9 protein-coding genes are annotated in these 13759 nt (G+C 69.1%); 4 read left to right on the plus strand and 5 right to left on the minus strand.

Annotation, left to right across the window (positions count from 1 at the left end):
* Positions 1-8: 8 nt before the first annotated feature.
* The 3 genes from cydD to IE207_RS19575 are packed head-to-tail and all read right to left on the minus strand — an operon-like array spanning position 9 to position 6177.
* A complete protein-coding gene (gene cydD / locus IE207_RS19565) occupies positions 9-3608 on the minus strand; it encodes a thiol reductant ABC exporter subunit CydD (RefSeq protein WP_190185539.1) in 3600 nt (1199 codons plus the stop codon).
* Positions 3609-3651: 43 nt separating this feature from the next.
* Complete coding sequence (gene cydB, locus IE207_RS19570; protein WP_190185540.1) at positions 3652-4653, minus strand: cytochrome d ubiquinol oxidase subunit II; 1002 nt, start codon at positions 4651-4653, stop codon at positions 3652-3654.
* Between the two features lie 18 nt (positions 4654-4671).
* Positions 4672-6177, minus strand: a complete 1506-nt coding sequence (locus tag IE207_RS19575) for a cytochrome ubiquinol oxidase subunit I (RefSeq protein WP_190185541.1) — start codon at positions 6175-6177, stop codon at positions 4672-4674.
* Between the two features lie 194 nt (positions 6178-6371).
* Here IE207_RS19575 and IE207_RS19580 point away from each other — a divergent pair, with 194 nt between their 5' ends.
* Positions 6372-6740, plus strand: a complete 369-nt coding sequence (locus tag IE207_RS19580) for a cyclophilin-like fold protein (RefSeq protein ID WP_190185542.1) — start codon at positions 6372-6374, stop codon at positions 6738-6740.
* 24 nt (positions 6741-6764) lie between these two features.
* Here the strand turns inward: IE207_RS19580 and hisC are convergent, their stop codons facing one another.
* Positions 6765-7847 (minus strand): histidinol-phosphate transaminase, encoded by a 1083-nt coding sequence (hisC, locus tag IE207_RS19585; protein WP_190185543.1) that lies wholly within the window; start codon positions 7845-7847, stop codon positions 6765-6767.
* A gap of 361 nt (positions 7848-8208) precedes the next feature.
* Here hisC and IE207_RS19590 point away from each other — a divergent pair, with 361 nt between their 5' ends.
* The 3 genes from IE207_RS19590 (at position 8209) to IE207_RS19600 (ending at position 11736) form a co-directional block, all read left to right on the plus strand.
* The gene (locus tag IE207_RS19590) at positions 8209-9324 is read left to right on the plus strand and encodes a LacI family DNA-binding transcriptional regulator (protein WP_190185544.1); all 1116 of its coding nucleotides are present in this window, start codon (positions 8209-8211) and stop codon (positions 9322-9324) included.
* A gap of 234 nt (positions 9325-9558) precedes the next feature.
* Positions 9559-10773 carry a metallophosphoesterase gene (locus IE207_RS19595; RefSeq protein WP_190185686.1) on the plus strand — a complete coding sequence of 405 codons (1215 nt, stop codon included), beginning with the start codon at positions 9559-9561 and terminating at the stop codon, positions 10771-10773.
* A 147-nt stretch (positions 10774-10920) separates the two neighbouring features.
* Positions 10921-11736 (plus strand): hypothetical protein, encoded by an 816-nt coding sequence (locus tag IE207_RS19600; RefSeq protein WP_190185545.1) that lies wholly within the window; start codon positions 10921-10923, stop codon positions 11734-11736.
* Between the two features lie 81 nt (positions 11737-11817).
* On the opposite strand, the gene thiC is transcribed toward IE207_RS19600, so the two are convergent.
* Positions 11818-13605, minus strand: coding sequence for a phosphomethylpyrimidine synthase ThiC (thiC, locus tag IE207_RS19605; RefSeq protein WP_229873829.1), 1788 nt, complete (start codon positions 13603-13605; stop codon positions 11818-11820).
* Between the last annotated feature and the right edge of the window lie 154 nt (positions 13606-13759).

Raw genomic sequence — 13759 nt, forward strand, 5'->3', positions numbered from 1 at the left:
AGCCCCAATTAGCTGGGAAAGTCGGCCAACGTCCCATCGGTCGCCCTTTCACGCTCCAGGAGCCGCCGCAGCGGCCCTTCGGCAGTGGCCAGCTCCTCGTACGCGCCGCGCTGCACGACACGTCCCCGATCCAGTACGAGCACCTCGTCCACCGCCTCCAGCCCCGCCAGCCGGTGGGTGATCAGAACCGTGGTACGGCCCTCGGTGGCGGCCAGCAGGTCCACCGTCAGCGCGTCCGCGGTGCGCAGGTCCAGGTGCTCGGCCGGCTCGTCCAGGACGAGTACCGGGAAGTCCGCGAGCAGCGCCCGGGCCAGGGCCAGCCGTTGGCGCTGGCCACCCGACATGCGCTCCCCATGCTCACCGACCAGGGTGTCCAGCCCGTCTGGAAGGCTGTCGGCCCAATCCAGCAACCGGGCCGCCGACAGCGCTTCCCGCAGCCGGGCGTCACTGGCGTCGGTCCGGGCGAGCCTGAGGTTCTCCCGCACCGAACTGTCGAAGAGGTGTGCGTCCTGGGCGCACAGGCCGACGAGGCTGCGTACGTCGTCGCTGTCGAGGGCTCGTGCTTCTGTGCCGCCGAGGCTGTACGAGCCTTCGCGCTGGTCCAGGAACCGCAGCAGAATCTGCGCCAGCGTCGTCTTGCCCGAGCCGGACGGTCCTACGACGGCGATCCGGCGGCCCGCTTCGAGGGTCAGGTCCAGCCCGTGCAACGCGTCCGTCTCCTGCCCGGGGTACCGGGCCGCGATGCCCGTGAGCCTGAGCGGGAACGGCGAGGCGGGAGGCGCGGCGGCCTGCTCCGGCTCGCTGACCGGCATGGGCGCGTCGATGACCTCGTAGATCCGCTCGGCACTGCGGCGCACCCGCTGCCGGTACTGGACGGCCTGTGGGAGTCCGGTGACGGCCTCGAAGGCGGCGAGCGGCGTCAGTACGACCACCGCCATCGCCACTCCCGCCAGCCGTCCCCCGGCCACCGCGTTCGCACCCAGAGCGGCAGCGCACACCACGGTCAGCCCGCACACCAGGGCGGACAGTCCGCTGCCCAGACCGGTCGCGGCGGCGCCCCGCGATGCGATCACGGTCAGGCTCCGGTCGCTCTGCTTCGCGGTGTCCTTGCGCCCGTCCAGTGCACCGGCCACCGTCAGCTCGGCAGTGCCGGTGAGCAGATCGGCCACCCGGGTGGCGAGCTCGCCGCGGGCGGGCGCGAGCCGGTGCTCCGCACGGCGGGCGACGGCCCCGCTCACCAGCGGTACTCCCACTCCCGCAGCGATCAACCCGACGGCGAGGGCGGCGCCCGCTTCGGGGAGGAGCCATGCGGTGAAGGCGACTGACCCTGATCCGACGAGCACAGCCGTTCCGACGGGCAGGAGCCAACGCAACCAGTAGTCCTGGAGGGTGTCGGCATCGGCCACCAGCCGGGAAAGCAGGTCTCCCCGCCGCTGCTCGCGCAGTCCGGCAGGCGCGATCCGTTCCAGTCGGCGGTACACGCAGACCCGCAGGTCGGCCAGCATCCGCAGCACCGCGTCATGGGAGACGAGCCGCTCCGCATAGCGGAAGACGGCCCGGCCGATTCCGAAGGTGCGGGTGGCGGTCACGGCCACCATCAGATACAGCACGGGCGGCTGTTCGGAGGCCCGGGAGATCAGCCAGCCAGACACGGCCATCAGGCCGACGCTGCATCCGACTGCCAGCGCTCCGAGCAGCAGGCCGAGCCGGAAGCGACCCTGCCGCGCTTTGGCCACCGCCCTGACGCGGGCCAGGGGGTGTGCCCCGCCAGTGCCGGGACCGTGCCCCTGTGCGGTCCGTTCGGGCGCCCGGCCGAGAATCCATTCGCCGGGTCCGGACGGTTCGCCGGCGGGCCCCGGCCTCTCCTGCCCGGCCGCCTCGGCGGAGCCCTGAGCCGGAACCGAGCCGGCCTCTACCGCCGCCTCTGCCGCCGGGTCGGCCACCGCTTCTGCCGCCGGGGCGGCTGCCGGAAGCCTCACCACCCGGTCCGCGACCGCGAGCAGGGCCGGCCGGTGCACCACCAGCAGTACCGTCCGCCCCACGGCGAGGCGCCGGACGGCGTCCACGACGCTCGCTTCGGTCTCCCCGTCCAGCGCTGCGGTCGGCTCGTCCAGCAGCAGTACCGGCCGGTCCGCCAGGAACGCCCGGGCCAGCGCCAGCCGCTGGCGCTGGCCCGCCGAAAGACCCGTACCGCCCTCGCCCAACGTGGTGTCCAGACCTCGGGGAAGCGCGGTCACGAAGTCCAACGCCCCCGCGTCCCGCAGCGCTTGGCACACCGCATCGTCGGAGGCGGCGGGCCTGGCCAGTCGTACGTTCTCGGCGATCGTGCCCGCGAACAGGTGCGGCGACTGCGGCACCCACGCGATCCGCTCCCGCCAATCCTTGAGCGCCAGTTCGGTCAGGTCTGTGCCTGCCACCCGTACCCGCCCGGAGGTGGGCGTCACGAAGCCCAGCAGAACCTGGAGCAGGGTGGATTTCCCCGCCCCGCTCGGCCCGGTGAGGGCGACGCATTCCCCCGGCTCGACGGCCAGCGATACGGGTCCGGGTGAGTCCTCACCCCGTCCGGGGTACCGGACCGCCACCTCGTCGAATTCGATCCGCAGCCCCCGGGCGGGCACCTCACCGGCGCCGCCGGAAGTGGTCACCGGCGTCTCCAGGACCTCGAAGATCTCCTCCGCGGCCGCCAAGCCCTCCGCTGCCGCGTGGTACTGCGCTCCCACCTGGCGCAGCGGAAGGTAAGCCTCGGGCGCCAGGATGAGGATGACCAGCCCGGTGTACAGGTCGAGGTCCCCGTGGACGAGTCGCATGCCGATGGTCACCGCCACCAGCGCGACCGAGAGCGTGGCCAGCAGTTCCAGGGCGAACGAGGACAGGAAGGCGATGCGCAGTGTCCGCATCGTGGCTTCCCGGTAATCGTCGGTGATCTTGCGGATCGACTCGGCCTGGGCTTTGGCCCGGCCGAAGACCTTGAGCGTCGGGAGCCCCGCCACCACGTCAAGGAAGTGCCCCGACAACCTGGACAGCAGCCTCCACTGGCGGTCCATCCGGGACTGTGTGGCCATACCGATCAGGATCATGAACAGCGGAATCAGCGGCAGCGTGACCACGATGATGGCCGCCGAGACCCAGTCCTCGGTGACGATCCGGGCGAGCACCGCCACGGGTACGACCACCGCGAGTCCCAGCTGGGGGAGGTAGCGGGAGAAGTAGTCGTCGAGAGCGTCGACACCTCGGGTGGCCAGCGCCACCAGTGAGCCGGTGCGCTGCCCGCTCAGCCAGCCGGACCCGAGGTCCGCAGCCCTGTCCAGCAGCCGGCCTCGTAGCTCCGACTTCACAGCGGCGCCCGCACGGTGCGCGGCGCGCTCCGTGAGCCAGGCGATCAGGGCCCGCCCCAGCGCCACCGCTGCGAGCAACAGCAGTGGCGTCCGGAGCGTTCCCGCACTCAGCCCCTCCTCGAAGGCGCCGACCACGATCTCGGCGAGGAGCATCGCCTGTCCGACGACCAGCCCGGCTCCCGCCAGCCCGAGGGCTACCACCGCAGCCAGGAAGAGGCGGGTGGACCGGGCGTAGCGCAGCAGGCGCGGGTCGATCGGTTTCACGTGAAACATCCCCTCGGGAGGGTCAAGCGGGAGAGTCGGTCAGCGCACCGGATCAGTGCGCGTCGATGATGTGCTGGGTTCCGATCCGCTTGCGGAACACCCAGTAGGTCCAGCCCTGGTAGAGCAGGACGATCGGGGTGGCCACTGCGGCACACCAGGTCATGATCTTCAACGTGTACGGGCTGGACGAGGCGTTGGTGACGGTCAGGTTCCAGGAGTCGTTCAGCGAAGAGGGCATGACGTTCGGGAAGAGCGTCAGGAAGAGCATCGCGACGGCTGCCGCGATGGTGATCCCGGACAGCGCGAACGACCAGCCCTCTCGGCCCGCCAGGTTGAAGCCCAGGGCGGCGAGCAGCGCCACGACCGCGACGGCCATGGCGATCAGGCTCTTGCCGTCACCGCGCGAGGACTGGGTCCAGAGCAGGAAGACCACCGCCAGGACGGCGGTTGCGACTCCCAGCCGGGTCGCGAGCCGGCGCGACCGGTCCCGGATGTCACCGACCGTCTTGAGCGAGGCGAACATGGCGCCGTGGAAGGTGAACAGGGTGAGCGTGACCAGACCGCCAAGGATCGAGTACACGTTGAGCAGGTCGAGGAAGGTGCCGACGTACTCCTTGTGCTGGTCGATCTTGACGCCTCGGACGATGTTGGCGAACGCGACACCCCACAGGAACGCGGGGATCAGTGAGGCCCAGAAGATCGCGTGTTCCCAGTTGGTCTGCCACTTGTCCTCGGGCCGCTTGTGCCGGTACTCGAAGGCGACACCGCGGACGATGAGACAGACCAGGATGACCAGCAGCGGCAGGTAGAAGCCGGAGAAAAGGGTGGCGTACCACTCGGGGAAGGCGGCGAAGGTCGCACCACCGGCCGTGAGCAGCCAGACCTCGTTGCCGTCCCAGACGGGTCCGATCGTATTGATCAAGACCCGCTTTTCCTGCCGGTCGCGGGCGAGCAGCTTGGTGAGTACGCCGATCCCGAAGTCGAAGCCCTCCAGGAAGAAGTAGCCGATCCACAGGACGGCGATGAGCACGAACCAGACGTCGTGGAGTTGCATGGTGTGGACTCCTCAGCCTCAGTACGAGAAGGCCATCGGCCGGTCGGAATTCTTGTCGTCCCCGCCGATCTTGGTGGGCGGGTTGAGGTCGGCCTCGGTGAGCTCCGGAGGGCCGGCCTTCACGTACTTCACGAGCAGCCGGACCTCGATCACGGCGAGCACGGCGTACAGGGCGGTGAAGACGAGCATGGACGTGAGCACCTCGCCCTGCGTGACGCTGGGGGAGACCGCGTCACGGGTGCGCAGGACTCCGTAGACGACCCACGGCTGGCGGCCCATCTCGGTGAAGATCCAGCCCCAGGAGTTGGCGATCAGCGGGAAGCCGAGCGTCCCGATGGCGGTGAGCCAGTACAGGCGGGTCAGGCGCGGGTTCAGGGCCGTCCGGAACAGGACCAGGTGCGGCCGTTCGTCGTCGCCGGTACGCAGGGCGGCCGGCAGCAGGAACTTGCGCCGGGTCAGCCACAGGCCCAGGGCACCGATACCGAAGGACGCCATACCGAAACCGATCATCCATCGGAAGCCCCAGTAGGCGACCGGGATCGCGGGCCTGTAGTCGCCGGGGCCGAACTTCTCCTGCTCGGACTTGTTCACGTCGTTGATGCCGGGCACGAAGGAGTCGAAGTCGCTGTCGGCGAGGAAGGACAGCAGGCCGGGCAGCTCCACGGCGACCTTGTTGTGGCCCTTGTCGACGTCACCGACGGCGAAGACCGAGAAGGGCGCGCTCTTCTGCCCGTCCCAGAGCGCCTCGGCGGCGGCCATCTTCATCGGCTGCTGCTTGAACATGACCTTGGCCAGCGTGTCGCCGCTGATCGCTGTCAGCAGGCCGCCGATGACGACGGCGATCAGGCCGAGCCGCAGCGAGGTGCGCATCACGGGGATGTGCTTCTTGCGCAGCAGGTGGTAGGAGGCGATGCCGACCATGAAGGCTCCGCCCGTCAGCGCGGCCGCCGTGAGGGTGTGGAAGACCTGCGCGACGGCCGTGTTCTGGGTGAGGACCTGGAGGAAGTCGGTCAGCTCGGCGCGCCCGGTCTCCTTGTTCATCCGGTATCCGACCGGGTGCTGCATCCAGGAATTGGCGGCGAGGATGAAGTAGGCGGAGAGGATGGTGCCGATCGAGACCATCCAGATGCAGGCGAGGTGGATCTTCTTCGGGAGCTTGTCCCAACCGAAGATCCACAGCCCGATGAAGGTGGACTCGAAGAAGAAGGCGATCAGCGCCTCGAAGGCCAGCGGAGCCCCGAAGATGTCACCGACGAAGCGCGAGTAGTCGGACCAGTTCATGCCGAACTGGAATTCCTGGACGATGCCGGTGACGACACCCATCGCGATGTTGATCAGGAACAGCTTGCCCCAGAACTTGGTCGCCCTGAGGTACTTCTCCTTCTCGGTGCGCACCCAGGCGGTCTGCAGCATCGCGACGAGCGCGGCGAGCGAGATCGTCAGGGGGACGAAGAGGAAGTGGTAGACGGTGGTGATTCCGAACTGCCATCGCGCCAGAGTCTCCGGCGCCAGAGCCAGGTCCACGTCGTCATCTCCTTCGGGTCGCCGTGGGTCGACAAAGCCTCACCCCGCCCGTCACATCCCACGCGATACGGGAGGAAACAGGCGAGCTTGTGAACGCGTTCACATTCACAAGCATTATGGCGCACACGCTTTCCGATCTTTTCGCCGGGGGTCCCCCCTAGCCAGCTCGTTCAACAAATTGTTGAATGTGGCTCATGAAGATTCGCATCTCATGGCCCGCGGGCCAGCTCACCGCAAGCCTGGAAGAGACCCCGACCAGCAAGGCCCTGGCCGCGGCGCTCCCGATCTCCGCCTCCGCCCACACCTGGGGCGAAGAGGTCTACTTCGACACCGGCGTCTCCGTCGCACTGGAGCACGACGCCCGGCAGGTCGTCGAGCCGGGAACGGTCGCGTTCTGGACCGAAGGCGACGCACTCGCGCTGCCGTACGGCCCGACGCCCATCTCGCGTGCCGGCGAGAGCCGCCTCGCGAGCCCCTGCAACGTGCTCGGCTCGTTCGACGGCGACCCCCGCCTGCTGGCCACCGTCCGCGACGGCGACCCGGTCCGCGTAGAACTGGCGTAACCGGGTCCCGCCTGCGCGGTGCGGCTACATCTCCTTGAAGAACGCCTCCGCCGTATGCAGGAAGATGTCGTTCGCCTCGGATTCACCGATCGTGACCCGCAGGCCTTCACCCGGGAACGGCCGGACCACCACACCGGCCTTCTCGCAGGCCGCCGCGAACTCCACGGTCCGCTCCCCCAGCCGCATCCAGACGAAGTTCGCCTGCGTGTCCGGGACCACGGTCCAGCCCTGGGCGAGGAGCGCGTCGTGCACCCGCTTGCGCTCGCAGACCAGCGAACCGACCCGCCCGAGCAGCTCGTCCTCCGCCTGCAGCGAGGCGACCGCCGCATCCTGGGCGAGCTGGCTGACACCGAAAGGCACCGCGGTCTTTCGCAGCGCCGCGGCCACCGGCTCGTGCGCTACCGCGAAACCGACCCGCAGGCCGGCCAGACCGTACGCCTTGGAGAACGTACGCAGCACACATACGTTCGGGCGGCTGCGGTAGAGCTCGATGCCGTCCGGAACGTCCGTGTCGCGCACGAATTCCCGGTACGCCTCGTCCAGGACCACCAGCACGTCCGACGGCACCCGGTCCAGGAACCGCTCCAGCTCGGCACGGCGCACCGCGGTACCGGTGGGGTTGTTGGGGTTGCAGACGAAAATCAGTCGGGTCCGCTCGGTGATGGCGTCCGCCATCGCGTCCAGGTCGTGCACGTCCCCGTCGGTGAGCGGAACCTGCACGGACGTCGCGCCCGAGATCTGCGTGATGATCGGGTATGCCTCGAAGGAGCGCCAGGCGTAGATGACCTCGTCGCCCGGACCGGCCGTCGACTGGATCAGCGACTGGGCCACCCCCACCGAGCCGGTGCCCGTGGCGATGTGCTCGACCGGCACGCCGAACCGCTCGGCGAGCTCGTTCACCAGGCCCGTGCAGGCCATGTCGGGGTAGCGGTTGAAGTGGCCGGCCGCCGCGACCGCGGTCTCCAGGACCCCCGGCAGCGGCGGATACGGGTTCTCGTTGGAGGACAGCTTGAACGCGACGCGCCCGTCCGCCGCCGCCGGCTTGCCCGGCTTGTAAGTGGGGATGCCATCCAGCTCGGCGCGCAGCTTCGGGCTCTTCTCGCTCACCGCAGGTCCTCCTCGACCGTCCGTCGACGTCGCCGTCGACTCAATACTGCTCACCTTATGAGGATTCCGCCGATCAGAGAATGGCGGGCGCCAGGATCACCGGGGGAGCGCGCGCATATATGCGCGCGCTGGTGGCCTGCGCCGTGGCGCGCATCCCTCGTGCAGGTGAGTTGAGAACCGCCCAAGGCGGCACCGTTTCGGCAAGCCCATCCTTACCGACTAGCGCCTTAGCCGTCATCGGTGATCAATGGCCTTGTATTCCATGGTCATTGGGGGTGGCGAACCGTGCAGAATCGTGCCTGTCAACGGGTGCATATGCAGCCGGACCAGCCGCCCCTCCGAGCCCTACTATCGGCTCGCCATGACAGCAGCAGGGAAGCATCAGGTGAGCCGGACCGAGACCACCCGGCGGGTCGGCGGCCGACAGGGCCGGGCCGGCATCAGGGACGTGGCCGCCGCGGCCGGCGTCTCCATCACGACCGTCTCCGACGCGCTCAATGGCAAGGGACGGCTGCCCGACGCCACCCGCCGCCACGTTCGCGAAGTCGCCGACCGGCTGGGTTACCGGCCCTCCGCCGCCGCACGCACCCTCCGTACCGGCAAGTCCGGCCTCATCGGCCTGACCGTGACCACGTACGGGGATGAACCTTTCACCTTCACCGAATTCGCCTACTTCGCGGAAATGGCCCGGGCCGCCACTTCCGCCGCGCTCGCCCGCGGCTACGCCCTGGTCATCCTCCCCGCCACCTCACGCCACGACGTGTGGTCCAACGTCGCCCTCGACGGCACCGTCGTCATCGACCCCTCCGACCACGACCCCGTGGTCAGCGAACTGGTCCGCCAGGGCCTGCCAGTGGTCTCCGACGGCCGTCCGGCCGGGTCCCTCCCCGTCACCGCCTGGGTCGACAACGACCACGAGGCCGCCGTCCTCAACCTCCTCGACCACCTCGCCGCCGCGGGAGCCCGCAGGATCGGGCTCCTCACCGGCACCACGACCGACACGTACACCCGGCTCTCGACCACCGCGTACCTCAGCTGGTGCGAGCGCGTCGGCCAGGACCCGGTCTACGAGTCCTACCCGGCCCACGACCCGTGCGCCGGCGCCGTCGCCGCCGATCGACTGCTGGCCCGGCCCGACCGGCCCGACGCCGTCTACGGGCTCTTCGACCCCAACGGCACCGATCTCCTCGCTGCCGCCCGGCGCTACGGTCTGCGCGTCCCCGAGGACCTGCTGCTCGTCTGCTGCAGCGAATCGACCGTCTACGCCAACACGGAACCGCCCATCACCACGCTCTCCCTCAAGCCGCGCCGCATCGGCACGGCCGTGGTCCAGCTCCTGATCGACGCCATCGAAGGGGTCGACACGGGCCGGCCCGTCGAGCAGGTGGTCCCGACCGAACTCATCATCCGCACCTCCTCGCAGCGCAGGCAGCCCCGTACGACCGTCAGCCCGCCCCGCTCACCCGCCCAGGACTGATCACACCGCGCACGACCGGGACTTGGCGCCACACCGGCGGGGCGGACGGCCTCGCCGGATTTTTCAACAACCACCCATATAGGGAGAAAGCGGCAGGAAGGAACGGCTCCGGCCAGGATTCACCACCCCTGGTGCGTCACAGAGCGCGAGCTGCATTCCTATGATGGGCGCACGACATCACGGACCCTCCGCCACGGAGGCCAGGAGGGTCCGCAGGTGTACGGCAGTGCGACGGTGGTGGAGGGGTCGATGACTCAGGGGGCCGGTCAGGGACCCGCGATGCGGACGGACACGCTGCGGGACTTCCGGGTTCCCGTCACCGAACCCGCCCCGTACACCGCGTCCGTCGGCGTGCCCGGTGAGGCTCCGGTGTACGGCGAGTACCCGGCGTACTACGAGGAAGGTGCCCCCGTGCCTCCGCGGCCCGTCTACGCGCCCGAGGCAGCCCCGCCCACGACCCGGCCGGACGCCCCTGCCGCGGCCGCACCGGACGAGGAGCCCGACGGTTACACGCCCACGCAGCGCGATCTGCCCGTGATCGGCCGCGGTGCGACCGAAGGTCCCGGTGGTCCCGGTGACACCGTCCAGGTCCACTACGTGCCCCAGGACCAGGAAGCCACCGGCCCGGGGCCGCTGTACGTCGTCGGCGATGTACACGGCTACCTCGACGAGCTCCTCACCGAACTCCGGGCTCAAGGTCTGATCGACGCCGACGGCCACTGGTCCGCCGGCAACGCCCGGCTCTGGTTCCTCGGCGACTTCACCGACCGCGGCCCGGACGGCATCGGCGTCATCGACCTCGTCATGCGGCTCTCCGCCGAGGCCGCCGCCGCAGGCGGCTACTGCAAGGCCCTGATGGGCAACCACGAGCTGCTGCTCATCGGCGCCAAGCGATTCGGTGACACCCCCGTGGTGTCCGGCGCCGGGACCGCCACCTTCCAGGCCGCCTGGCTGCTCAACGGCGGTCAGCGAACCGACATGGAACGCCTCCAGGACGTTCACCTCCAGTGGATGTCGCGGCTCGACGCCGCCACGCTGGAGGACGGACACCTGCTGCTGCACTCGGACACCACCGCGTACCTGGACTACGGCAACTCCATCGAGGACGTCAACGACACCATCCACGAGCTGCTCACCCGCAACGACGCCGACATCACCTGGGACCTGTTCCGCAAGTTCACCAAGCGGTTCGCCTTCCGGGACGAGGAAACCGGCCCCCAGGCCGTACGGGAACTGCTCGGCACCTATGGCGGCGGCCGCGTCGTCCACGGTCACAGCCCCATCCCGTACCTGCTCGGCGAGGTGGGCACGGAGGACGGCGACGACGCCCACGGTCCGGAGTCCGTGAACGGCCCGCACGTGTACGCGGACGGTCTGGCGATCGCGATGGACGGCGGCGTGACCATGGCCGGCAAGCTGCTCGTGGTCCAACTGCCTCTGAGCGACTGAGCGTTCCCCGAGAGGGTATTTCCGGAAAGCCCCTGTCACCTGGTGGCATGGGCGCTCTACCATCGCCCTATCCGTAGCAGGCTCTCCTCCGTTTGTGCCGGCGCCCGAATCTACGCGGGCATACCGGCTTGTACGGAGCATCGGGGGATGCACATGACCAGCGCTCCGCACCTGCTCACCGAAGACCGACCGGAGTTCGATCGGCTCCTCGACGAGACGTTGCGCACGGCGAGCGAACGGCCGGAGCTCGCTTCCATGGGCGAACGACTGAACGCCGAACAGTTGCGCACCATGGCCATGAGTGCCATCGCCTTGCTGACGGCAGCGGCCGCGGCCGAGTACGACCACTACGTCAAGGTCCGCGCGGAACTTCGCGACGAACGTCTCTCGGCCCCCGGCATGACGGGCGACAGCGATGGCGAGGGGCAGAGCGGCGGCGTGGGAGTGAGCGCCGTGGTCGCGGTCCTCGCGCCGGTCCTGGCCGGCACCGCCATGCTGATCTTCCTGTTGGTCGGCTACAGCCTCAAGATGATCGACCCCGAGCCGGCCTTCGCCCGCACGATGCTCACTGCGGGGTGGCTCTTCGGTGGGCTCACCGTGGCCGCGCTGCTCTTCGCGGTGATCGGCCTGCTCGTGACCGCAGTCCGCAACAGCTCCACCGAGGTGGCTGCTGAGGAGTCGGTCGCGGTACCCGACGAGCTCTCTCGTGCGCGGGAGGCGTGGCGCAACGCCCTGCTGGAGCGCGGCATCATGCCGTTCCTCCGGGACGCGCTGGCCGACCCGAGCGCGGGTCCCGGGTATCCGGTCCCCCGGACTCCGCACGCCGGCCGCATCCCCACCCTGGGATACACCAGGCCGGACTTCACCAGCCCCGGGGCCACGTCCAAGGGTCCTCGCCCCGACTACACCCCACCGGACTTCACCAGTCCCGATTTCGGGGGCTCCGAGTCCGACCGGGAGTGATGTTTCACGTGAAACACCCAGCGCGGACGGGCCCGCCACTCCCCCCATGGGTAGCGGGTCCGTTCCGTGCGGGTGCTGCCGTCAGTCGGCCAGCGGGAGGTAGACCCGGTTGCCGGATGCTGCGAACTCCGCGGACTTCTCCGCCATACCGGCCTCGATCTCGTCGGCCTTGAGATCCCCACCGTGCTCGCGGCGGATGTCCTGGGAGATCTTCATCGAGCAGAACTTCGGACCGCACATGGAGCAGAAGTGCGCGGTCTTGGCCGGTTCGGCCGGCAGCGTCTCGTCATGGAACTCGCGAGCGGTGTCCGGGTCCAGGGCCAGGTTGAACTGGTCCTCCCAGCGGAACTCGAACCGCGCGTCCGACAGGGCGTCATCCCACTCCTGCGCGCCGGGGTGGCCCTTCGCCAGGTCCGCGGCATGAGCTGCGATCTTGTACGTGATGACACCGGTCTTCACGTCGTCCCGGTTGGGCAGACCCAGGTGTTCCTTGGGTGTGACGTAGCAGAGCATCGCAGTACCCCACCAGGCGATCATCGCGGCGCCGATGCCCGAGGTGATGTGGTCGTACGCGGGCGCGACGTCCGTGGTCAGCGGGCCGAGGGTGTAGAACGGCGCCTCCTCGCAAATCTCCTGCTGGAGGTCGATGTTCTCCTTGATCTTGTGCATCGGGACGTGGCCCGGGCCCTCGATCATGGTCTGGACGTTGTGCCGCTTGGCGATCGTGTTCAGCTCACCCAGCGTCTTCAGCTCCGCGAACTGCGCCGCGTCGTTGGCGTCCGCGATGGAACCGGGACGCAGTCCGTCACCCAGCGAGTAGGTGACGTCGTACGTCGCGAGGATCTCGCAAAGCTCCTCGAAGTTCGTGTAGAGGAAGTTCTCCTTGTGGTGGGCGAGACACCACGCGGCCATGATCGACCCACCGCGCGAGACGATGCCCGTCTTGCGCCGGGCGGTCAGCGGCACGTACGGCAGCAGCACGCCGGCGTGCACCGTCATGTAGTCGACGCCCTGCTCGGCCTGCTCGATGACGGTGTCCTTGTAGATCTCCCACGTCAGCTCTTCGGCGCGGCCGTCGACCTTTTCGAGCGCCTGGTAGAGCGGCACCGTACCGATCGGGACCGGGGAGTTGCGCAGCACCCACTCACGCGTCGTGTGGATGTTGCGGCCGGTGGAGAGGTCCATGACCGTGTCGGCGCCCCACTTGGTCGCCCAGGTCATCTTGTCGACCTCCTCCTCGATCGAGGAGGTGACCGCGGAGTTGCCGATGTTGGCGTTGACCTTCACCAGGAACCGCTTACCGATGATCATCGGCTCGATCTCCGGGTGATTGACGTTGGCCGGCAGCACGGCGCGACCTGCGGCGATCTCTTCCCGGACGATCTCGGGAGAGACGTTCTCGCGGATCGCCACGTACTCCATCTCCGGGGTGATCTCGCCCCGGCGGGCGTACGCGAGCTGGGTGACCGCCGCGCCGTCACGGCCCCGGCGCGGCTGGCGCGGGCGGCCCGGGAAGACCGCGTCGAGGTTCTTGAGGCCACCGCGGGGCGACGTGTGCTTGATGCCGTCGTCCTCGGGGCGCACCGGGCGTCCCGCGTACTCCTCGGTGTCTCCGCGCCCGATGATCCAGTTCTCACGGAGCGGGGCCAGGCCCCGGCGGACGTCGGTGTCGATCTGGGGGTCGGTGTACGGACCGGACGTGTCGTACAGCGTCACGTCCTTGCCGTTGGTGAGGTGGACCTGGCGGACCGGCACCCGGATGTCGGGGCGGGAGCCCGCCACGTATCCCTTGTGCCAGCCCGGCTGGCGCGCGGTCTGGCCGTCGGCGTCCTGGCTGACGGCAGGCGTGCGTGCGTCCTGAATGGTCATGAGACCTATCTCCCTACGCCGGCATTACCCGGTAACAGGTTCGGCGGTCGACGCAGCCTCTTCCCATAGCCGCCTTCCGGCGTGCGTACGGTGATCAGCGCCCTCTCAGCCCGGTGCTCCGAGCTCCCGCGTTGTGCAAAGTAGCCCCCACGCT

Source organism: Streptomyces cirratus (assembly GCF_014650775.1).
Lineage (GTDB): Bacteria > Actinomycetota > Actinomycetes > Streptomycetales > Streptomycetaceae > Streptomyces > Streptomyces cirratus.